Source organism: Pectobacterium aquaticum, assembly GCF_003382565.3.
Taxonomy (GTDB): domain Bacteria; phylum Pseudomonadota; class Gammaproteobacteria; order Enterobacterales; family Enterobacteriaceae; genus Pectobacterium; species Pectobacterium aquaticum.
The window spans coordinates 1,067,183-1,088,001 of record NZ_CP086253.1; the positions used below are offsets into that span (position 1 = coordinate 1,067,183).

The window sequence follows — 20,819 nt, forward strand, 5'->3', positions numbered from 1 at the left end:
GGAGTTCGCGATGCTTGAACAAATGGGTAAAGCGGCAAAAGCGGCCTCTTATCAGTTGGCGGTCTTGAGCACGGCTCAGAAAGATCGCGCGCTGCTGACGATTGCGGATTTGCTGGAAGCCGAGAGCGAGACGATCCTCGCGGCTAACGCGCTGGATTTAGCCGATGCGCGCCAAAATGGCATGAGTGAGGCGTTGCAGGATCGCCTGCTCTTAACGCAGGAACGACTGAGCGCGATCGCCAGCGATGTGCGTCAGGTCTGTCGCCTGACCGATCCGGTAGGGCAGGTGATTGACGGCAGTATGCTGGATAACGGCCTGAAGCTGGAACGTCGCCGCGTGCCGCTGGGCGTGGTCGGGGTGATTTATGAAGCGCGCCCGAACGTCACCATTGATGTGGCGTCCCTGTGCCTGAAAACCGGTAACGCGGTGATTCTGCGCGGTGGCAAAGAGACGTATCGCACCAACGCGGCGACGGTAAAAGTGATTCAGCAGGCGCTTTCACAGTGCGGCCTGCCTGCTGCTGCGGTGCAGGCGATTGAAAGCCCGGATCGTGAGCTGGTCAATCAACTGCTGAAGCTGGATCGCTACGTGGATATGCTGATTCCGCGCGGTGGTGCAGGTCTGCATAAGCTGTGTCGTGAACAATCGACGATTCCGGTCATCACTGGGGGGATTGGCGTTTGTCACATCTATGCTGACGACAGCATCGATTTCGACAACGCGTTGACGGTCATTGAAAGCGCCAAAGTGCAGCGCCCTAGCGCCTGCAACAGCCTGGAAACGCTGCTGGTCAATCAACATATCGCCGATCGTTTCCTGCCAGCGCTGAGCAAGAAAATGGCGGCGGCAGGCGTTACGCTCCACGCCAGCCCTTCAGCGATGCCTTATCTGACCGATGGCCCGGCAAGCGTCGTTGCGGTGGAAGAGGCCAACTACAACGATGAATGGCTCTCTAACGACCTGAACGTCACGCTGGTTGACTCTCTGGATGCGGCGGTTGCCCATATTCGCGAACACGGTACACAGCACTCTGATGCGATTCTGACGCGCTCCTTGAGCAATGCGGAACGCTTCGTGCGTGAAGTGGATTCTTCTGCGGTGTATGTCAACGCGAGTACGCGCTTCACCGACGGCGGCCAGTTTGGTCTGGGGGCGGAAGTGGCCGTCAGTACCCAGAAACTGCATGCGCGCGGCCCAATGGGGCTGGAAGCGCTGACCACCTATAAGTGGATTGGTTATGGTGACGATTTGATTCGCGCTTAATCACAGCGTTAAGCCTGAAAGTTATAGGATTCTCCGTTATTAGCAGAGAAAATAATGAGAGAATCCTGTCATTGCGTTGGTCGTTTACAAAACCAGCAAATGGACAGTAAAGCTATTGACTTGACCCCATGTTTTCACTACTTTGTCACCCCGTAGTTCACGTCTGGCTCTCGCCACGACGATCCCAAAGCCGATATAGCTCAGTTGGTAGAGCAGCGCATTCGTAATGCGAAGGTCGTAGGTTCGACTCCTATTATCGGCACCATCCTACCTATTTTAACGTCTCCCCAAGTCTACTCAAATACCCTTTAAAGCCCTATAATGCGCGGTTTAACGGCCCTTATTGTCTCTGCTCGTCTACTCACGTTCACAGAAATCTACGGTGATTTGGGGGTATCAATGGGGGTATTCGCTGTTCGGTCTAAAGGAGATACCCCCAGATGAAGCTCAATGCCAGACAAGTCGAGACTGCCAAGCCCAAAGAGAAACCCTACAAGATGGCTGATGGCGGTGGCCTCTACTTATTGGTTAAAACTAACGGGTCACGCTACTGGCGTTTAAAGTATCGTATCGATGGAAAGGAAAAGTTATTGGCGCTGGGGGTATATCCCGATGTGTCTTTGGCTGATGCCAGAGCAAAACGTGATGAAGCTCGTAAAGGTATCGCTGGGGGTATCGATCCTTTAGAGCTTAAGAAAGAACATAAAGCTGAACGTGAAGCGCAGGTCAAAAACACCTTTCAGCAAATTGCGCTCGAATGGCACAGCATGAAAGTGAAAAAATGGTCAGTGGGGTATGCCTCTGACATTCTCGAAGCTTTCAATAAAGATATTTTTCCTTTTCTTGGTCAACGGCCTGTTGCGGACATTAAGCCATTAGAGCTTCTTAATGTGCTTAAAAAAATCGAAGCAAGAGGTGCAACAGAGAAAGCAAAGAAAGTGCGCCAACGATGTGGTGAAGTGTTTCGCTATGCCATCGTGACAGGCAGAGCTGAGTATAATCCTGCGCCAGATCTCACCAGTGCCATGCAAGGGCATGAGTCTACACATTACCCGTTCCTGACCACCGAAGAGCTTCCTGCCTTCTTTAAAGCCCTTGCTGGCTACTCTGGTAGTGAATTGATGGTGTTGGCTGCGAGATTGCTAATCATTACCGGCCTGAGAACAGGTGAATTGCGTGGTGCGTTATGGTCAGAAATCGATACCAAGAAAGCGCTATGGGAAATTTCTGCTGAACGCATGAAAATGCGCCGTCCCCATATCATCCCGCTATCTACCCAAGCGTTAGCTATTATCGAACAGATCAGAGCAATGACGGGGCAATTTCCTTTACTGTTTCCGGGCCGCAATGACCCAAGTAAGACCATGAGCGAAGCCAGTATCAATCAGGTATTTAAGCGAATTGGCTATACAGGCCGGGTTACGGGTCACGGCTTCCGTCATACCATGAGTACCATTCTTCATGAACAGGGCTACAACACCGAATGGATTGAAACCCAACTGGCGCATGTTGATAAGAATGCTATCCGTGGCACCTACAACCATGCGCAATACCTCGATGGCAGACGTGAGATGCTGCAATGGTATGCCGACTACATGGTAAGCCTTGAGAACGGAAGCAATGTGGTGCAGGGAGCGTTTAATCGGCGTGGGTAAGGATAACTGCTGATGAAAGAAGGGTTATGTCTTAACGGGCATAGCCCTTTTTCTTGGCTAAAGCAGATAAGAATTAAGTCAGAATTTAAACTAATATTGATTAACTAATTGATTAATATGAAAATTATAAAATACCTTAAAATAGGAAAATAAATAGCACTTATTGCTAAATCGCTCTACACCCCCGCCCAGTGACAGCTCTCCCGCCATTTCATCTGTTTTTGTATGAAAAACACTCAATTCGAGTTCAATTCTGATTTTCCGAGGGTTGAACGTCATAAGCGATCTGCAGATACTACATTCATCAAAACAACAACGGAGAAATATATGACAACAAGAAAACTTATTCGCTTGCCAGAAGTGATGAATAAAACAGGATTTAGCAAAGCATGGATCTATAGACTTATTAGTAAGGGTGATTTTCCTAAGCCGATTAAGATTGGAATAAGAGCCTGTGCCTTTGTTGAAAGTGAGATTGATGAATGGATTGAACAACTGATCTATTCATCACGCAATACAGCAGCATAATAATATATGGGTAGTATGTGAAAGCAATATAAACATATATTTATAAAACACAACAATCCCTTTTAAATAATACATGAAAGTGTAGGGGGATATTTACTTAACGATTAAATAAGGAACCAAAAGTGAAAAAAGAAAATAAATGTAATAGCCAGAACTCAGCAGAACTTACAGCATTGTTAGAATACTCTCGCTTTACCAAGAAAGTGCTTGCGAAGCCTGCTAATGAAGTATTCGATCTATTTACTGACAAATATTATATGGAAACCGTTTACGATGATATTATTGATAAAACGAAGAAGAGTATTGATCAAAGTCAGCATAGATACATAGATTTTGAAGAGGTTAGAATAAATATAATGTGCATGCATACAGAGGCCATTATGATTTGTTATATGTGAAAATAAAACAGCTCAAAATGGATTGTATAGCGTTTAGAGATTTTACATGAATAATCTTGATATCTTAAGCAAAAGGTCAGATATATGTCTGACCTTTATTATGTTTGCTATCATTAATCAATAATGATTTCGTGAAATATTTTCTCTCTTCCTATTGACTAATAAAATATAAGTCTTATAAAAAGTAAAGATACAAAAAAGGCCAGATGTTAAATCTGACTTTTTAAGGACTAAAAAAGTTTTCGCTGACTTTTTTAAGTCTTGTAATCAGTTAGAGGATTAACGTGATTACAAATATAATAAAGTATTAAATAATCTTTTCATATTTGTCAAATCTAAATCTGAGCTTTTTACAAGTCTTTTAAATACCACTTCCAGAATCTTTAATGTCCTCGAAAGCAATCTAATTATAAACCTTTGTATCAGGTCTGCATATGTGGAGCAATTGAGCGCGAGTCGCTAATGAGAGATGTCCGTATGTTTTGTTGATTGTAGGTATAGAAGGGGAAGCGACGTAATACCAACCCGAAGCGAAGTTCTAAACAGATAATTGAAGTTGTATATGGAATAGCTATGAGAAAGCCCTACCTTTGTTGACAGCATAAATAGGGGATAACAATACATTAATCTGCATGAACGAATCTGGGGGTGTCGTAGGGTGTCCTACATTGGAAACGATGTAGAGCTTTAAGCCAGATCAACTTGGGTGAAGTCATATTTTTCATCTTGGTTTTCGCCAATCTTGATAGATTTTCAACAAAATAAGTTGAAAATTTCAGGAGGCGAAGCCTTGGGTGAAGTCCCATTTTCGGGGGCGAACACAAGGCAGTATATAGCTCCCAGTAAAGCTAAGTTTATTTATAGTAAAGGTGCCTTGTTTCATATGGCACTAATAAAATATAAAGCAGAGCTAGATCAAAAAAACTATAAAACGTAGGCTAATAAAGTAAAAAGGAAAATATATCTAAAAAATATAAAAAAAGTCTCGTTCCAGATATCCCACCATAGAACTTTTCCCGCTGTTGTCCGTTCAAGATCCAAATCCTTAACAGGAATAGATCGGTATAAAAGATCGATATGATAATATTGATAGGTCTTAACAATCAAAAGGCACTAAATCGATCGTTATTAATTGATTAAAACGATCGGTTACTTGATTTTAATAGCCTTTATCTATCATTGTTTGTTTTTTCGATCGGTACAAACGATATGACTAGACATGAAAATAATTGAATCCTAAGGCGTTTACAGGTCAATCGTAGATCTGTGCTATTGGTGAAGGAAAAGGTATGCGGAAATTTATGTTAGTGGCAGGTCTTGCCGTCCTGCTAGCAGGGTGTGGTCAGGGCAAGATCATGAACGTTTTTTGCACAATTCGACGTCAACATTGACCTGACGAGTCGACTATGATCTTATGCTCCTCTTTTGAGGAGTGACCATGAATTTAGATACCATCAAAGCGCATTTCAGTATCATCCGCGATGAACGACAAAGCGCAAAAGTGGATTACCCACTGTTTGATATTTTGTTTGCTTCAATCTGCGCAGTGATAGCGGGAGGCCAGGGCTGGACTGACATTCGTGAGTACGTTCTCGGCCATCATGACTGGTTCCTTAAACAGGGCTTATTTGAAAAAGGTGTGCCCGTTGATGATACCTTTGCTCGCCTAATTTCAAATATTGAGCCCGCTGAATTCCGCGATTGTTTTCTCGCCTGGATGAAAGCCGTGCACAAGTTAACCTGTGGTGAAGTCGTCGCTATTGATGGCAAGACTTTGCGCGGCTCTTATGACAGAGACGACAGGCAAAGCACCATCCATATGGTAAGTGCCTATGCCAGCGCCAACCAACTCGTATTGGGCCAGCTTAAAACTGATGCTAAAAGCAATGAAATCACCGCGATACCCGCGCTGATTCAGATGTTGGACTTGCGAGGTGCCATCGTGACAATTGATGCGATGGCCTGTCAGACCAAGATTGCCAAGGCGATTACGAGCAAAGGTGGCGACTACTTATTGGCAGTTAAGGGCAATCAAGGCAAGTTAGCGGCAGCGATACAGGCCGCTTTTACCCCACATCGGCGCGCGCCAATTGACAGGGGCATATCTCAAGTTGAGAAGCAGAAAAGCCGAGTGGAGGCACGCACTTACCATGTACTGGATGCCAGTGATATGGTTGGGGATTTCTCTGCCTGGCTCGGGCTAACCAGCATAGTCATGGTCGAAAGTTACCGCGCAGCAAAAGGCAAAGCGCCAGAGTTGGAGTACCGCTACTACATCAGTTCAGCCAAACTAACCCCAGAGCAGGCCGGAGATGCGATACGGGCCCATTGGGGTATCGAGTCCATGCATTGGATTTTAGATGTCAGTATGCGAGAGGATGCTTGCCAGATTTACCGAGAAAACGCCGCAGAAAACTTGGCAGGGTTAAGGCACATGGCGCTGAACATGCTCAGAGCCGAGCCAACGAAGATTAGCGTACCGATGAAACAAAAACGCTGCATGATGAAACCCGTGTTCTTGGAGCAAGTTCTTATGGCTGGATTAACGTCAATGGTTAAATGTTGATCACTCATGCGGACGCCCTGAGGGTGTGGTGATGATGGCATCTATGGCAACTATGTTAATCAACAGTTCGGCGTCAGGCTTGATATTCAGAAAGATGTGATCAAGTTTCGCGATGGTGTTTTTACCGTTAAAAGCTGGGATGAAAGCAAGAAACCCATCTATATCGCCAAAACGCAAAACAAAAATATTGGATCTTGGACTTTTAAAATCGAAAAAGTCAAAGATGGAGTTGTTTACCAAGGTGCGGTTTTTAAGAAAGATTAGAGGAGTAGGAAATGGAAAATAATACCATTCAATGCCCATACTGTCTAAAAGAAAGTCAGAAAGGGGTTCACGTATGCACTGGTTGTCAAGCAACTGTATTATACGGTGCTCCACCGGGTTGGTGTGTGTTTTTAATAGTATTCAGCACCTTAATATTATCAGTTTTGATCGGTATGAGTTCAGGAATAATGGCTGGTAATATTAGTTTATTTGTCATTGCGATTGTTGGGTTTATTATTAGCAAGTTGGCTTTTTCTGACAGAATTTCTTTCAGAAGGAGAATGTAAAATATGTCTTCCAAGGTGATGGCTCGAAGTGTCGAACCATCACCCATATAAATTTTATTTCCTCCTCTATATCATCAAGCACTAAATCGGAACCCGCAAGCGGGACCCCACGATTTAGCCCTTGACGATTTCCCCCCAAAGTTGCCATAAAGACAATATATTATTTACCCTATCTTTTATTTGCATTTTATTTATCGTGCTATGTATTTATTTATGTAGCCGCTATTGACTAGTTTTTTAGATCGGATATTTATTTAAATATAAGTTGAGTTCAGCTTTTATTTTTTAGCTTTCGGAAACTGAGGCAAGGTGTAATAGCGTATCCGCTATTTACCCAATCCTTCGGATTGCCCTATCTCGCTTTGCTCGTAGGGTTGAAAAAGATCTACCCTTCCGCCTGTTCCCCTTATCAAATGGGAGGCGGTAAATCAAACACCAAAGATTTACTTTGGATATTATAAATAATATTAGGAGTTATACATATGTCGCACGATTTTAGTATTGAAAGAAAAAAAGATAAAAAAGTAGCTTTCTTTTTTGGTTATGCTGACGCTGTTTTTTATAAAAGTTTTCATTGTGAAGAGTATAATAATCATTTTTCAGGTAGCAATGAAGGTAAAACAATAAGTAAAAAAGGAGCAGAAAGCGCATTAAATAAAATAATAAATAGCGAAGAAATAAAAAACTATCCAGATCCTGAACGTATCAATGACATTAAAGATTTTTATAACAATGTTGTTATAAAATCAAAAGAAGAAGATAAGTTTTATATTCATTTTAGTTGAGGAGATTAATATATGATTATAGCAATAGCAATGATGCTTCTTTGTATTCTTTTAGGTGCGTTTATGATCCGTAGTTGTATGGGTAAAACAAACACATCAAGCGAAGCAAAGCAAGCAATATCAGATGTAAGAAAAATAATAGATAAAAAAGAGCTTATAAAATACAAAAAGAGGCATCAATAATGATTATGGAATATGAAATAAAACTTAATATATTAGCGCGTTTTTTCTATTATATTGAACAAGCTAAAGATATACCTTTTGATTACTCTAGCTATGAGGAACAAAGCTTATGTTATTTTGTTGCCAATAGATACATTAACGAAAATAAAGCTGACGAGCTTATACAAGCATTGATAGATACTAATGATGATGATTATATAAAAGCTATAAGTGATTATGTTCAGTATACAGCTTTTAATGAAGTGAGAAAGAAATATGAAGACAGATAGAAAGAGAGGACGTATAGAATTAAATCACGAAGAACGCAGAGATATATCTATACAGTTTAGAGTAAACAAAGCAGAGTTTGGGTATTTAAAAGAGCTTGTTGAAGCATCCGGCCTTGAAAGAGGCCATTACATCCGAAAAGAGATTTTAAACGCTGAACCCATCATTAAGAGAAAGATGCCAGAAGTTAATCAAAAAACATACTTACAGATGTCAGCTCTTGGTAATAACATAAATCAGGCCGTTAAAAAGTTAAATGGTAATGAACATTTTAATAAAAATGATGTTGATAAGATAATGTTTAATATAAAGCAGGTTGGCAGAAGATTGACAGAAATTAATAAAGATCTGGGGTATATATGAAAGGGAATGTGGCTAAAACAGGGAGATCATTTAAAAATAGAGTTGAGTATATATTAAAAGACGATCACAGTTTTATTTGTAGCAATATGTCAGCAGATAAAAATAATGTTAGTGATTTAACTGATGAGCGGTAAGTGTCAAGGTAGTTGTCACCCCTGGTTAAGTTAAGCGGCCTGTGTTTCCCGCTCCGGATTCAGTGTTACCGGACCTTCCGACTGCCAGTTTCTCGTTTTGCCTGACCAGCGCTCCGGGTGCGCTTTCTGTGCCGTCCGGTACAGGTCATCACGCTGCTTCAGCAGGACATTATCTTCGCCACGGTGACGCTGTCCCGGCGTCACATATCGTATCCCGCTGTGACGATGCTCTTCGTTGTACCAGCGGGTAAATTTATCCACCCACTGACGAGCTTCAATCAGCGTTCTGAACCCCGACGACGGCCACTGTGGAACATATTTCAGTGTCCTGAACAACGACTCTGAATATGCGTTATCATTACTGACACGGGGTCTGCTATGAGACGGCGTGATATTTAGCTCATGCAGTTTCATCTGCAGGGTCTGTGATTTCATCGCTGCCCCATTATCTGCGTGCAGTACCAGTGGCTGACGCCAGCATCCCTCACGCATCACACTGCGTTGCATTAACGCTGCTGCCTGTTCGCCACTTTCCGTTTCATGCACTTCGTAACCCGTGATTTTCCGGCTGTACAGGTCGATTATCATATACAGATAAAACCAGCGACCGCGCACTACCGAAGGTAACCAGGTGATGTCCCAGGACCACACCTGGCAAGGCCCGGTTGCCGTGAATGTTGTCGGAACTGATACCTTTTGTTGCCGTATCTGACGCCCCCTGCGATGCACTTCACCTGACCGCCGTAGTATCCGATAAAACGTTGACTCACTGGCAAGATAAAGACCTTTATCAGCCAACCGTGGCACAATTTGGGACGGTGGAAGGCTGGCATATTCCGGTTCATGGCAGACATCCCTTATCCTGCTTTCTTCCTCAGCACTCAGTTGGTTAAGCGGTACCGGCCTTATCGCATCGGGTCGCCGGTCACGGGAAGAACGCTGCCAGCGACGCAAGGTCCGCAGACTCAGATTGACTTCACGACAGGCAATCATCAGCCGTGCGCCCGATGCTACCGCTTCATTGATCCAGATGATGAACTGTTTCCGTTCATCTTCCGGCGTCAGTCGTCCTCGTCGGTTTCCCCGTAGTAGTCCGTGAGCTTTTTTCGCAGTACCAGTATGGCAGCCGCCTCCGCAAGGGCTTTTTCTTTACGGAGAAGCTCTTTCTTTAGCTGTTTGTTTTCTTTCTGACTTTGCTTTAAGGCTGCTTTATCACCGGGATTTTCAGTTTGCATAAACCCCTGTTTCCACTGAACAAGTTGCTCCGGATAAAGTCCTTTTTTACGGCAATATTCTGCTACTTCGGCCTCACTGAGCGTGGCCGTTTCGACTATCACGGCAAAGCGCGCTTCTGGTGACCACTGGTCTGTTGTTTTCTCTGCACCGGGCACGGGTTTTCCCTCTGATTTGGCCTGATTACGCCAGTTATAAAGGGTAGCTTCGGATATTCCTTCCATCTGTGCAACAGCAGCAACGGTCATATTGTAGGGGGGTAGCAGTTTTGCCAGTATGCTGGCTTTTCGTTCAGGGTAAACACGTTTCATTTGTCATTCCATCACCCTCGGTTTCTTTTTCATAGAGGGTGACAACTATGCTGACACTGAGGGTGAGTTCAAAGCTGTAAGCAGCTTTAGACACGATATAAAAAAACCAGTGTTTCATGCATTTATATCTCTTCCCAAGAATGAACATTTAACAGATCAGGAATGGGAAGAAATAGCAAAAGACTATTTGAAAGAAATGAATATCGATATAGAAAAACATCAATATATTTGTGTGCGTCATAAAGATACTGATAAAGACCATATCCATATAGTAGCGAATCGTGTCGGCCTTGATGGTTCTGTATGGCACGGTCAGCACTCAGCATTTAATACAATAGCAGCTTGTGAACGTTTAGAAGTAAAGCACGGCTTAACCATTACACAGGGGCTTAAAGGTCAAAAATCAGACGTATCAGCACCAACCAAGAACGAGATCGAGCAAGCTCTCCGTATAGGTGAAAAACCAGCTCGAATCGTGCTACAGAACGCACTACAAGCGGCTTTAGTCGGTAAGCCTGATTTGTCCACGTTCGTAGAACGTCTGCAGGCTGTAGGCATCGAGCCAGCCTTCAACGTTGCTTCTACTGGCACCGTCTCTGGGGTGTCATTTGGTATCAAAAATAATGAAAAAAATATTTATTTTAAAGGCTCTCAGTTAGGCAAAAAATTTAGGTGATCTTGACCCGCCATCTACGGACAGCTTTTGTATCTTAAGTTAACGATGCCCGCTGTTGCCGGTATTCTCGTGGAGAGAGATATCCCAGCGCACTGTGCGGGTGATTTTCATTGTAATGCGTGAATGCTGCTGCAAGGTTTTGCAGCGCTGTTCTCACATCCGGTTTTGGCATGAACGCGATATAGTCTTCCTTCATCGTCTTCACGAACCGTTCCGCCATGCCATTACTCTGCGGGCTGCTCACCGCTGTTGTACACGGCTCCAGATTCAGCTCTCTGGCGAACCTCCGCGTTTCATGCGCGGTATACGCGGAACCGTTGTCCGTCAGCCACTGCACCGCTGTGTCCGGCAACTTATCGCCGAAGCGCTTTTCTACCGACCCCAGCATGACATCCTGCACGGTCGAGCTGTCATAGCCTCCCGTGCTTGCTGCCCAGTCTATGGCCTCGCGGTCGCAGCAGTCCAGCGCGAACGTTACACGCAGTTTTTCACCATTATCGCAGCCGAACTCAAAGCCATCTGAACACCAGCGCATATCGCTTTCCGCAACTGCGATTTTACCTTTATGTTCACGCGTCGGCCGCTCTGGTTTGTCATGCAGTAACAGCAGGTTATGCTCGTTCATGATCGGTAAGTGTCAAGGTAGTTGTCACCCCTGGTTAAGTTAAGCGGCCTGTGTTTCCCGCTCCGGATTCAGTGTTACCGGACCTTCCGACTGCCAGTTTCTCGTTTTGCCTGACCAGCGCTCCGGGTGCGCTTTCTGTGCCGTCCGGTACAGGTCATCACGCTGCTTCAGCAGGACATTATCTTCGCCACGGTGACGCTGTCCCGGCGTCACATATCGTATCCCGCTGTGACGATGCTCTTCGTTGTACCAGCGGGTAAATTTATCCACCCACTGACGAGCTTCAATCAGCGTTCTGAACCCCGACGACGGCCACTGTGGAACATATTTCAGTGTCCTGAACAACGACTCTGAATATGCGTTATCATTACTGACACGGGGTCTGCTATGAGACGGCGTGATATTTAGCTCATGCAGTTTCATCTGCAGGGTCTGTGATTTCATCGCTGCCCCATTATCTGCGTGCAGTACCAGTGGCTGACGCCAGCATCCCTCACGCATCACACTGCGTTGCATTAACGCTGCTGCCTGTTCGCCACTTTCCGTTTCATGCACTTCGTAACCCGTGATTTTCCGGCTGTACAGGTCGATTATCATATACAGATAAAACCAGCGACCGCGCACTACCGAAGGTAACCAGGTGATGTCCCAGGACCACACCTGGCAAGGCCCGGTTGCCGTGAATGTTGTCGGAACTGATACCTTTTGTTGCCGTATCTGACGCCCCCTGCGATGCACTTCACCTGACCGCCGTAGTATCCGATAAAACGTTGACTCACTGGCAAGATAAAGACCTTTATCAGCCAACCGTGGCACAATTTGGGACGGTGGAAGGCTGGCATATTCCGGTTCATGGCAGACATCCCTTATCCTGCTTTCTTCCTCAGCACTCAGTTGGTTAAGCGGTACCGGCCTTATCGCATCGGGTCGCCGGTCACGGGAAGAACGCTGCCAGCGACGCAAGGTCCGCAGACTCAGATTGACTTCACGACAGGCAATCATCAGCCGTGCGCCCGATGCTACCGCTTCATTGATCCAGATGATGAACTGTTTCCGTTCATCTTCCGGCGTCAGTCGTCCTCGTCGGTTTCCCCGTAGTAGTCCGTGAGCTTTTTTCGCAGTACCAGTATGGCAGCCGCCTCCGCAAGGGCTTTTTCTTTACGGAGAAGCTCTTTCTTTAGCTGTTTGTTTTCTTTCTGACTTTGCTTTAAGGCTGCTTTATCACCGGGATTTTCAGTTTGCATAAACCCCTGTTTCCACTGAACAAGTTGCTCCGGATAAAGTCCTTTTTTACGGCAATATTCTGCTACTTCGGCCTCACTGAGCGTGGCCGTTTCGACTATCACGGCAAAGCGCGCTTCTGGTGACCACTGGTCTGTTGTTTTCTCTGCACCGGGCACGGGTTTTCCCTCTGATTTGGCCTGATTACGCCAGTTATAAAGGGTAGCTTCGGATATTCCTTCCATCTGTGCAACAGCAGCAACGGTCATATTGTAGGGGGGTAGCAGTTTTGCCAGTATGCTGGCTTTTCGTTCAGGGTAAACACGTTTCATTTGTCATTCCATCACCCTCGGTTTCTTTTTCATAGAGGGTGACAACTATGCTGACACTGAGGGTGATCCTGTAAAGCCGTTTGGCATTGACCGGCGGCAGCCCCTCAGTACGACGTTGCTTACGCAGGATGCCCCACACGCGGCGATAGCCATAACTCGGCATATCGCTGATGATATCGAGGATACCCGACAGTATTTCTGCGTCTGCTTCGTCATTACGCCGGTTACAGCGCCTGTCCTGCCAGTCGGCAGAACGCTTAATCCGCAGTGACAGTTGCGCACGCGACACGCTCATGGTGCGGCTGACCAGAGCTATTCCCCATCCTTTGGCAACAAGGGCGCGTGCGCTATCCATTTTCGCGACTGACCGTACTCCACGGCTTCTTTCAGGATCTCAACTTCCATCGTCTTCTTGCCCAGAAGGCGCTGAAGCTCCCGAACCTGCTTCAGCGCTGCGGTGAGTTCAGAGGCTGGCACAACTTCTTCTCCGGCCGCTACGGCGGTGAGGCTGCCTTCCTGATATTGCTTCTTCCACTTAAACAGCAGGCTGGGCTGGATACCATGCAGGCGGGCGACATGGGAGACATTCATGCCGGGCTCCATCGTCTGCTGGATAATGGCGATTTTCTCCTGAGGAGTCTTACGTTTACGGACTACTTGCCCTAAAAGGATCCCGTTCATCTTAAAATTGGCGTTAGTGTTAGACATATATTCAAGCCTATCTCTTATCTGGAGATACAGCTACTGTCTGGTGTTTCAGGGGGCTACATCAGGCAAAAAATTTAGTTGGAACACTATAAAAAATAAGGTGAAATATGACAAAAATAGAGATGATGAACTCGTTAGAAGATTCTCAGCAAGAAAAACAGATGACGAAAATAGTATTAGACGATCACTTATTGAATCAGATTTCAATGACAGTAGAGCCGTTGACGGAATCGATGATGATATTATCCGAATCAGTCAGCACAGCATTAAATCAGACACAACAGACACTTACCAGAGTGAACAACTCATTAGAAGCAACAACCACAGCTTTAAACTCAGCGAAAAATATAATAGACCAACAAGCACAAAAGTTAGAAGAACATCACAAAAAGCTGCACAAATACTCAACAGAGTTAAAAAGCAACACAATAAAAAATCAATCAAAACTTATAATAAAAGTGGCTTCAATAGTTGGCGTGATAAATCTGATAGCGGTTCTATCAGTAGGATACTTGATCATGCAGAAACAGCCAACGCAGCCACAAATAAATTTAGACTCAAGAGCGGTAGCCGTTTCAATAGTAGAGCAACTAAGATTGAAGAGATAAGAGAGCGTTTAGGTATTAAAAAAATTGTTATTCAAAACAGATGCTTAGTAAAAATAAATAATGAAACAATAATAAAAAAAGCATTATGTATGAACGAGTATGGGAGTGTATTTAAATCGCGGTTAAAAGAAAGGCTTAGAAAAGAACCGATGAAGGGAGATGCTCTGCTACAGGTAAAAAAACATCTAAAATCAAATGATATTTAACCTTCGAATACTCAAAGGTTAAATAATCAAAAGGGATGAGTCGTTGCGCACATTATTGGCTTAATGTGTTTACTATCTCTTTTTTATTGTCATTATATAGTTTTTGAAAGTTTACGGTTGGAAGCATTATAGGATCATAACCAGAAAGCAACATAATATTCGCAATATAAGCTCTTAGGAAAGGATAGGCTATTGCTGGTGAGTTTACAAAAATAAAAGGCGACTTTTTGAAACTTGAGGTTATATCATCATCTGTTGAAAATCTCGATCGATAAACAACGTCAAAAGTAGCCCCTTCCTTATGCTTGAACTGTATGCTGAAAAGAATGGAATAACTACGAAGTTCATCTTCTAGAAATTCAGGTTTAAAACCAAATGAAAGCTCATCCTTATGTTCATCGATTACAGATTCTTTTTTTTCAAGTCGGAATGAATCTAATATATTATCTTTTAATTGTATATTCATATTATGCAGCCAAAGAATAATTTTCATCATTTACAGCTTGACTGGATAGAGAGTATCCATCTGAAATGATTACATTATAATTCAAGTTGTTTATATTAGGGGATATATTAGATTGAACTGGCTTTACATAAAAACCATATGACAGCACATCCCCCTTGGAATAACCTTTGATAAAAATCTCAATGGTAGGACCGACGCTTGAATATTCTTTAATTTTTTCATATTCGCTGTAGAATGTTTTGTCATCAACACTGTCTAACCAAGCTTTAGCTAATGCTAATGATTTTTCAAGTGTATTCATGGTATTACCTTAATAAATTTTACGAGAAATGATATATTTCTTTTGATGTAATAGCGTTTCTTGAAGACTGAAATAAGCAGAACTGTAATCGAGGTATAGTAGTCATAAAGCCCATAGCATCAGGAGCGAATTTTAATTTAGGAGCAGTAGGCGAGCAATCAACTGCTCTTATTGCTTCAAAGGGAAATATTTCTTTATTTTTTTCCGCTGCTTTTCTATAATGCTCTATTACTGTAGAAACTGTTGGCATTTCATTTGGATTAACTTTTTGTATTTTTTTCTGATACGCTTCTGCAAGTCCTTTGAAATATAGACTATGTTCAACGTTGGCAGCTAAGTCTAAAACTATATCAGAGTTAATCGTAATTTGGCAGCGAACTATAGCATAATCATTATTATATGAATCTCGCCCCCAAATATGGGCAAAGTAATCTACATCGGTCCAAAAGTAATAACCTTGGGATAACCATTGCCATTTTTTCGGACCATTTGCCCTACTTAGAAAAGGAGCGTTTTGCTCAACAAATCTTCGCCCACTCGTGGTCTTGCATGTGTGGAAATAGAACATTAGGTATGTATCCGTCAATCTTATCGAGATTATTGTGTATAGCGCTAAAGCCATACCAAAAAATTAAATCTATTGGATATGTAAACGACCATGTAGCAATATGGCGTTAGCAAAAATATTAAAGGGGGAAGGTAATGAAAATATTATACGGTTACGTTTTGTTGCAATCTTTTCCCTTGGGGAAGTGAGCAGATAAGTCCCTAAGTGCTGTTTACACGCTACCGCCCCTGACTATAGCTGCCAGAACGCTCATTCAACCTTCTTCTGTGAGGGATTGTAATCCATCAACGCTTACAAAAACAGTATCTACGATATGATCCCTGCTACCAAAGATGGTAGAAGGGGGGATTTACATACATCATACAACATTACCACGCAAACGGGCTATCAAGGGATGCGTTCCATCATCTTCACTGGCTTTGCTTGTGGCACAAACTCACCTGTAGAAACTTGAAGGCCTTGAACGGTGAAAATGTCATCTTAGACATTTGTCAATGTAAATTTATGATAGCAGTTGATCCATTCAAGTTGAAAGTTCAAGACTGTAACAACCACATTCATATGGACGAAAACCCATTGGGGGTACTTTTGGGGGTACAGTAAAGTGTTGAATAGACATATTTTATTATAAATCAATACCATGAGCCTCGTGTTCTGTTCCTATTATCGCACCATAAAAATCAATAAATTATCTATAATTTTGCGTAAACTACATTCTTCTCTTGTGCCATATTTGTGTCGTTTGCGTTCTAAAATTGCGTCAATTTTGCTCACGTGCTCTGTGAGATGGTCAGCGGATAAATGCGCATATCCTCGAACCATTTCGATACTTTCCCAGACTCCCATTTATTGTAACACCGATATTGGCACTCCTCACCTGCACTAGCCAGCTTGCCTATGTATGTCTCAGGTCATGGAATCTAAAATCGTCTACCCAAGTGCGAAATAGCGAGGTAGATAGCAGGAACGACAAAACCGGCTCCGGCTAGTTTTTTACGTCAATGCCGAGCTTATTTATCAGACACAACCATCCGCTTTATACATGGCAATCAAATTTTTTCTCAGTGCTTCCCTTTCCTGTTTGTCAGGGGGAAGTGGCGTATCCTCAACGTTGAATCCCTCAAGGCGCATACTGTCCCGATAGTTTTTGAGTTTCACCTGGTTGTAGTAATCACGCTTTTCTTCCAGCGCCACTATGAGTGAGGGGCGCGTGTTGTTTGGCAATGTCGAGTCCTGACTAAAACCCCAAACATAATCGAGATACTCTCGCAGTAGCGGGAATCGTTTGGGCAAGAACGAGGTGCGCAACACACTGTGTCCGCAGCTCATTCGTATCGGTGAACTTTTCCCTGCATGCTGCTTTGAGCGCGTCGTATCTGTTCTGTCATTTCGTCTTTCCATCGGACACAGAGAATCATGTTCAGCCTGGAATCGTCTTCTACCGAATAACTGCCATTTTTAACCTGAAAATGGCGTAAAAAAGATCATTTCACTACACCTTGTGGTTTTTTTTTGTTATGAAATAACGCAAAAACACAATGGTAAGTAATTTGTTCTTTGTTTGTGTTTTTTGATAGTATAAAAACCTATTAATTTTCATTAGGAAATCAATGATTGCTAAACTATCTAATATTTATTTCTTAACAGGGAAATAGTTTATCTATGTAATGGAGGTATTTATTCTGGCAAAAGTAAAAAATAGAGGGTAAATGGTTTCACTAAATTAAAATTAATGTTTTTTTATAATTTTCACCATTTGTTAGCATATTAAGTATTTCGTTTCTAACGAAATTAAAAGGCATAAAACGTATTCCTTTTCCTCTAATTGAAAATCAGAGATGTATTATTTTTTATGCCGTTTATTTTTACTTAAGATTAATTTAATTTATTGTTTTTAATGTGTTTTGTTTTTTAGTGGTTCCATTTAGTTGCTCTGCTATATAAACATTGACCGTGTGTTTGTGTTGTGTGTATGATCTAAACTCAAAATATAAATGTATTTAATTCCTTCTTGGTGTGATTCTTTTTACGCCGATATAAGCCGTAATATTACGGTTTTATTATTTTTTTTAATTCGGTTTTTAATTTATTTCATCTCGCTGGTCGAAAAACAAATACGCTATACCCTAAATAATTCGAGTTTCAGGACAAACGTTAACGTTTGAACAACGCAAAGCGTTGGCCCGCTAGGGCAAGGCTTATTTATAAGCCTTGTAATGCGGCAAGAGAAGGAATCCCGATGAGCTTACTCAGGTAAGTGATTCGGGTGACTGAACGCAGCCAACGTACATGCAACTTGAAGTATGACGGGGATATTTGTTTGCCGAATCGCTGCCGTTCTTATGGATTACGGCGGGCTTTTGGTAGGAATCGACTTTACTTCTCCGGGCCCGAGTGCCCTTACGTTGGTATAGACACATGGCAAAAGGAACTGATGGTGCATCTGTCGCACCAAAGGAACGTATTAATATCAAATATGTTCCGGCCACTGGTGGTCAGCAGGCGGAAATAGAATTGCCGTTGACGCTGATGATCGTGGGAAATATGAAAGGCCGCACAGAGGAAACGCCGATCGAAGAACGTCAGACCGTATCGATCGATAAGAACAACTTTACCTCAGTGATGAAAGAAGCAAATCTGGAATTGAATTTCAGTGTGCCAAACCGCCTTGAAGAAGAAAGCCAGGACGACCTGCCAGTGAAACTGAGCATCGGCGGTCTGAATGATTTCTCCCCTGACCGCATTGCCCAGCAGGTGCCTGAATTACGTAAGTTGCTTGATTTACGTGAAGCGCTGGTCGCGCTGAAAGGCCCCCTCGGCAATATTCCCTCATTCCGTAATCGTTTGCAGGATCTGTTGTCCAGCGAAGAAGCCAGAGAGCAGCTTTTGAAAGAGCTCGATCTGGTAAAACCCGCCGAATAATTGATGTTTATTGACGAAATAGGGAAACGAATATGTCAATAGTTGAAGAACAGGTTCAGGCAGGAGCCGCCAGTGCTTCTGGATCGCTGCTTGATGACATCATGGCTCAAGCGCGTATCAGCCCGGTTGATGAAGGCTACAGCGTGGCTAAACAGGGCATTGCCGCGCTGGTTGCTAACATTCTTGATAGCGGTAACGCAGCAGAACCCGTGAACAAAGCGCTGGTCGATAGCATGATCGTCGAACTGGACAAAAAGCTCAGCAAGCAGATTGACGTTATTCTGCATGCGAAAGAATTACAGGAACTGGAATCTTCCTGGCGTTCGATGAAACTGCTTATCGATCGCACCGATTTCCGTGAAAACATCAAACTGTTGGTGTTGCATGCGACGAAAGAAGAGCTGTTGGAAGATTTCGAATTCGCGCCTGAAATCTCACAGTCTGGCTTCTACAAGCACGTGTATTCCAGCGGTTATGGCCAGTTTGGTGGTCAGCCTATCGGTGGCGTGATCGGTGACTATGCGCTGACGCAAAGCTCACCAGACATTAAGCTGATGCAGTATGTCAGCGCCGTTGGTGCGATGGCGCATGCGCCGTTCATCTCTTCCGTTGCTCCAACCTTCTTTGGCGTGGATCGCTTCACCGATCTGCCTTCCATCAAAGATCTGAAGTCCGTTTTCGAAGGCCCGGCCTACACGAAATGGCGCTCGCTGCGTGAGTCTGAAGATGGCCGCTATCTGGGGCTGACGGCACCGCGCTTCCTGGCTCGCCTGCCTTATGACCCAGTAGAGAACCCGATTAAGGGCTTCAACTACAAGGAAGATATCAGCACCAATCACGAACACTATCTGTGGGGCAATACCGCCTATCTGATGGGAACGGCGCTGACGGACAGCTTCGCGAAATACCGCTGGTGTCCGAACATCATTGGCCCGCAGAGCGGTGGTGCGATTACCGACCTGCCAGTACATGTTTATGAAGCCATGGGCCAACTTCAGGCCAAGATCCCGACTGAAGTCCTGATCACCGATCGTCGCGAATATGAAATGGCCGAAGAAGGCTTTATCACGCTGACGATGCGTAAAGACAGCGACAATGCGGCCTTCTTCTCGGCTAACTCGGTGCAGAAGCCGAAGGTGTTCCCAAACACCAAAGAAGGCAAAGAAGCGGAAACCAACTACAAGCTGGGTACGCAACTGCCGTACATGTTCATCATCAACCGTCTGGCGCACTACATCAAAGTGCTACAGCGTGAACAGATTGGTTCATGGAAAGAGCGTCAGGATCTTGAGCGTGAGTTGAATACCTGGATTAAACAGTACATCGCCGATCAGGAAAACCCGCCGGCAGATGTTCGTAGCCGTCGTCCTCTGCGTGCCGCACAAATCAAAGTGTTGGATGTAGAAGGAGAACCAGGTTGGTATCAGGTCACCATGTCTGTGCGCCCGCACTTCAAGTACATGGGGGCGAACTTTGAGCTGTCGCTGGTAGGGCGTTTGGATAAGGAATAAGACTGATGCCGTCTCTTTCTGCCTGGGAAAGGGGAAACGCGGCAAGTCTGTTTGATCGTATCCGTGGGGAGGAGCGTCGCTCCTCCCCTGAAACGGAAGTTGAAGCACTGATCGAGTCCGTTAAGCGTCAACTGGACAACGTGCTCAACACCCGGCCCGGAAATTGCCGCAGCGCACCTGAGCTTGGCGTGATTGATTTTAATGACGCGACGCAGGGTGGTGCGGACATTCGGGGGAAAATCCGGGAGGCGATCCGACAGTGTATCTGTCGCTTTGAACCTCGAATTGTTCATGTGGATGTCAACACATCGGACTATTTATCGAATCCGATGGAGATGTCGTTTCAGGTTACCGCCCGGGTCAGATTGGAAGATCTGGAGCAGGTTGCCTCTTTCAATATCCACATGGATAGCCACCGCCATTACAGAATGATCTGA

22 protein-coding genes, 1 tRNA gene and 3 pseudogenes are annotated in these 20,819 nt (G+C 44.1%); 17 read left to right on the forward strand and 9 right to left on the reverse strand.

Features of this window, described 5'->3' with window-relative positions; translation table 11 throughout:
* The first annotated feature begins 10 nt into the window (after positions 1-10).
* From proA to DMB82_RS05005, 12 genes are all read left to right on the forward strand, one after another.
* Positions 11-1,264 (forward strand): glutamate-5-semialdehyde dehydrogenase, encoded by a 1,254-nt coding sequence (proA, locus tag DMB82_RS04950; protein WP_116156034.1) that lies wholly within the window; start codon positions 11-13, stop codon positions 1,262-1,264.
* A gap of 189 nt (positions 1,265-1,453) precedes the next feature.
* Positions 1,454-1,529: transfer RNA gene (locus tag DMB82_RS04955), tRNA-Thr, on the forward strand.
* Positions 1,530-1,704: 175 nt separating this feature from the next.
* On the forward strand, positions 1,705-2,919 hold the full coding sequence (locus DMB82_RS04960) for a tyrosine-type recombinase/integrase (protein WP_116164793.1): 1,215 nt from the start codon (positions 1,705-1,707) through the stop codon (positions 2,917-2,919).
* A 327-nt stretch (positions 2,920-3,246) separates the two neighbouring features.
* On the forward strand, positions 3,247-3,447 hold the full coding sequence (locus DMB82_RS04965; protein ID WP_000213227.1) for a helix-turn-helix transcriptional regulator: 201 nt from the start codon (positions 3,247-3,249) through the stop codon (positions 3,445-3,447).
* A gap of 122 nt (positions 3,448-3,569) precedes the next feature.
* Complete coding sequence (locus tag DMB82_RS04970) at positions 3,570-3,845, forward strand: hypothetical protein (protein ID WP_061155636.1); 276 nt, start codon at positions 3,570-3,572, stop codon at positions 3,843-3,845.
* A 1,438-nt stretch (positions 3,846-5,283) separates the two neighbouring features.
* A complete protein-coding gene (locus DMB82_RS04975; RefSeq protein ID WP_102119602.1) occupies positions 5,284-6,411 on the forward strand; it encodes an ISAs1 family transposase in 1,128 nt (375 codons plus the stop codon).
* A 96-nt stretch (positions 6,412-6,507) separates the two neighbouring features.
* Positions 6,508-6,675, forward strand: a complete 168-nt coding sequence (locus DMB82_RS04980; protein ID WP_228400046.1) for a hypothetical protein — start codon at positions 6,508-6,510, stop codon at positions 6,673-6,675.
* A gap of 11 nt (positions 6,676-6,686) precedes the next feature.
* Positions 6,687-6,962 carry a hypothetical protein gene (locus tag DMB82_RS04985; RefSeq protein ID WP_071883304.1) on the forward strand — a complete coding sequence of 92 codons (276 nt, stop codon included), beginning with the start codon at positions 6,687-6,689 and terminating at the stop codon, positions 6,960-6,962.
* A 482-nt stretch (positions 6,963-7,444) separates the two neighbouring features.
* The gene (locus DMB82_RS04990) at positions 7,445-7,747 is read left to right on the forward strand and encodes a hypothetical protein (protein WP_116163938.1); all 303 of its coding nucleotides are present in this window, start codon (positions 7,445-7,447) and stop codon (positions 7,745-7,747) included.
* A gap of 12 nt (positions 7,748-7,759) precedes the next feature.
* Positions 7,760-7,930 carry a hypothetical protein gene (locus DMB82_RS04995; protein ID WP_167469169.1) on the forward strand — a complete coding sequence of 57 codons (171 nt, stop codon included), beginning with the start codon at positions 7,760-7,762 and terminating at the stop codon, positions 7,928-7,930.
* The gene (locus tag DMB82_RS05000; protein ID WP_100122017.1) at positions 7,930-8,199 is read left to right on the forward strand and encodes a hypothetical protein; all 270 of its coding nucleotides are present in this window, start codon (positions 7,930-7,932) and stop codon (positions 8,197-8,199) included. Before DMB82_RS04995 ends, DMB82_RS05000 begins: the two co-directional genes overlap by 1 nt.
* On the forward strand, positions 8,186-8,560 hold the full coding sequence (locus DMB82_RS05005; protein ID WP_042948916.1) for a plasmid mobilization protein: 375 nt from the start codon (positions 8,186-8,188) through the stop codon (positions 8,558-8,560). The genes DMB82_RS05000 and DMB82_RS05005 overlap by 14 nt, the downstream gene beginning before the upstream one ends.
* A 164-nt stretch (positions 8,561-8,724) precedes the next feature.
* Here DMB82_RS05005 and DMB82_RS05010 read toward each other — a convergent pair.
* Positions 8,725-10,238 (reverse strand): IS3 family transposase gene (locus tag DMB82_RS05010; protein ID WP_116156697.1). Its coding sequence is split into 2 segments (ribosomal slippage): positions 8,725-9,785 and positions 9,785-10,238, totalling 1,515 coding nucleotides; the frame shifts between segments, so codons are not numbered across the junction.
* Between the two features lie 31 nt (positions 10,239-10,269).
* Between DMB82_RS05010 and DMB82_RS05015 the strand changes: the two genes are divergently transcribed.
* Positions 10,270-10,914 (forward strand): relaxase/mobilization nuclease domain-containing protein, encoded by a 645-nt coding sequence (locus DMB82_RS05015; protein ID WP_228400064.1) that lies wholly within the window; start codon positions 10,270-10,272, stop codon positions 10,912-10,914.
* 34 nt (positions 10,915-10,948) lie between these two features.
* On the opposite strand, the pseudogene DMB82_RS05020 reads toward DMB82_RS05015, so the two are convergent.
* From DMB82_RS05020 to DMB82_RS05030, 3 genes and pseudogenes are all read right to left on the reverse strand, one after another.
* Positions 10,949-11,542 (reverse strand): annotated as a pseudogene (locus tag DMB82_RS05020) (integrase core domain-containing protein); the annotation flags it as partial.
* Between the two features lie 36 nt (positions 11,543-11,578).
* A protein-coding gene (locus DMB82_RS05025; RefSeq protein ID WP_116156697.1) for an IS3 family transposase occupies positions 11,579-13,092 on the reverse strand; the annotation gives its coding sequence in 2 pieces (ribosomal slippage) (positions 11,579-12,639 and positions 12,639-13,092; 1,515 coding nt in all).
* A gap of 25 nt (positions 13,093-13,117) precedes the next feature.
* Positions 13,118-13,773 (reverse strand): annotated as a pseudogene (locus tag DMB82_RS05030) (transposase); the annotation flags it as partial.
* Positions 13,774-13,843: 70 nt separating this feature from the next.
* On the opposite strand from DMB82_RS05030, the gene DMB82_RS05035 reads away from it, so the two are divergent.
* Positions 13,844-14,614: a hypothetical protein gene (locus tag DMB82_RS05035; protein WP_228400047.1), complete on the forward strand. Its 771-nt coding sequence runs from the start codon at positions 13,844-13,846 to the stop codon at positions 14,612-14,614.
* A 52-nt stretch (positions 14,615-14,666) separates the two neighbouring features.
* On the opposite strand, the gene DMB82_RS05040 is transcribed toward DMB82_RS05035, so the two are convergent.
* The 5 genes and pseudogenes from DMB82_RS05040 to DMB82_RS05060 form a co-directional block, all read right to left on the reverse strand.
* Positions 14,667-15,080, reverse strand: coding sequence for a protein-export chaperone SecB (locus DMB82_RS05040; protein ID WP_167469151.1), 414 nt, complete (start codon positions 15,078-15,080; stop codon positions 14,667-14,669).
* A 1-nt stretch (position 15,081) separates the two neighbouring features.
* The gene (locus tag DMB82_RS05045; protein WP_125176117.1) at positions 15,082-15,381 is read right to left on the reverse strand and encodes a hypothetical protein; all 300 of its coding nucleotides are present in this window, start codon (positions 15,379-15,381) and stop codon (positions 15,082-15,084) included.
* 19 nt (positions 15,382-15,400) lie between these two features.
* Positions 15,401-15,949: a hypothetical protein gene (locus DMB82_RS05050; protein ID WP_116163204.1), complete on the reverse strand. Its 549-nt coding sequence runs from the start codon at positions 15,947-15,949 to the stop codon at positions 15,401-15,403.
* A gap of 663 nt (positions 15,950-16,612) precedes the next feature.
* Positions 16,613-16,901, reverse strand: a pseudogene (locus DMB82_RS05055) (tyrosine-type recombinase/integrase); the annotation flags it as partial.
* A gap of 65 nt (positions 16,902-16,966) precedes the next feature.
* Entirely contained in the window at positions 16,967-17,173 is a 207-nt protein-coding gene (locus DMB82_RS05060) for a YhfG family protein (protein WP_226887605.1), read from the reverse strand.
* 1,194 nt (positions 17,174-18,367) lie between these two features.
* Here DMB82_RS05060 and tssB point away from each other — a divergent pair.
* The 3 genes from tssB to tssE are packed head-to-tail and all read left to right on the forward strand — an operon-like array spanning position 18,368 to position 20,819.
* The gene (tssB, locus tag DMB82_RS05065) at positions 18,368-18,871 is read left to right on the forward strand and encodes a type VI secretion system contractile sheath small subunit (protein ID WP_010282535.1); all 504 of its coding nucleotides are present in this window, start codon (positions 18,368-18,370) and stop codon (positions 18,869-18,871) included.
* Positions 18,872-18,903: 32 nt separating this feature from the next.
* Entirely contained in the window at positions 18,904-20,382 is a 1,479-nt protein-coding gene (gene tssC, locus DMB82_RS05070) for a type VI secretion system contractile sheath large subunit (protein WP_095700369.1), read from the forward strand.
* 5 nt (positions 20,383-20,387) lie between these two features.
* Positions 20,388-20,819: a type VI secretion system baseplate subunit TssE gene (gene tssE / locus DMB82_RS05075; protein WP_010303156.1), complete on the forward strand. Its 432-nt coding sequence runs from the start codon at positions 20,388-20,390 to the stop codon at positions 20,817-20,819.

Bases quoted from the DNA above. Each gene is read 5' to 3' on its own strand.
- proA (WP_116156034.1), top strand. From the start codon at position 11: ATGCTTGAACAAATGGGTAAAGCGGCAAAAGCGGCCTCTTATCAGTTG.
- DMB82_RS04960 (WP_116164793.1), top strand. From the start codon at position 1,705: ATGAAGCTCAATGCCAGACAAGTCGAGACTGCCAAGCCCAAAGAGAAA.
- DMB82_RS04965 (WP_000213227.1), top strand. From the start codon at position 3,247: ATGACAACAAGAAAACTTATTCGCTTGCCAGAAGTGATGAATAAAACA.
- DMB82_RS04975 (WP_102119602.1), top strand. From the start codon at position 5,284: ATGAATTTAGATACCATCAAAGCGCATTTCAGTATCATCCGCGATGAA.
- DMB82_RS04985 (WP_071883304.1), top strand. From the start codon at position 6,687: ATGGAAAATAATACCATTCAATGCCCATACTGTCTAAAAGAAAGTCAG.
- DMB82_RS04990 (WP_116163938.1), top strand. From the start codon at position 7,445: ATGTCGCACGATTTTAGTATTGAAAGAAAAAAAGATAAAAAAGTAGCT.
- DMB82_RS04995 (WP_167469169.1), top strand. From the start codon at position 7,760: ATGATTATAGCAATAGCAATGATGCTTCTTTGTATTCTTTTAGGTGCG.
- DMB82_RS05000 (WP_100122017.1), top strand. From the start codon at position 7,930: ATGATTATGGAATATGAAATAAAACTTAATATATTAGCGCGTTTTTTC.
- DMB82_RS05005 (WP_042948916.1), top strand. From the start codon at position 8,186: ATGAAGACAGATAGAAAGAGAGGACGTATAGAATTAAATCACGAAGAA.
- DMB82_RS05040 (WP_167469151.1), bottom strand. From the start codon at position 15,080: ATGAATATACAATTAAAAGATAATATATTAGATTCATTCCGACTTGAA.
- DMB82_RS05045 (WP_125176117.1), bottom strand. From the start codon at position 15,381: ATGAATACACTTGAAAAATCATTAGCATTAGCTAAAGCTTGGTTAGAC.
- DMB82_RS05050 (WP_116163204.1), bottom strand. From the start codon at position 15,949: ATGTTCTATTTCCACACATGCAAGACCACGAGTGGGCGAAGATTTGTT.
- tssB (WP_010282535.1), top strand. From the start codon at position 18,368: ATGGCAAAAGGAACTGATGGTGCATCTGTCGCACCAAAGGAACGTATT.
- tssC (WP_095700369.1), top strand. From the start codon at position 18,904: ATGTCAATAGTTGAAGAACAGGTTCAGGCAGGAGCCGCCAGTGCTTCT.
- tssE (WP_010303156.1), top strand. From the start codon at position 20,388: ATGCCGTCTCTTTCTGCCTGGGAAAGGGGAAACGCGGCAAGTCTGTTT.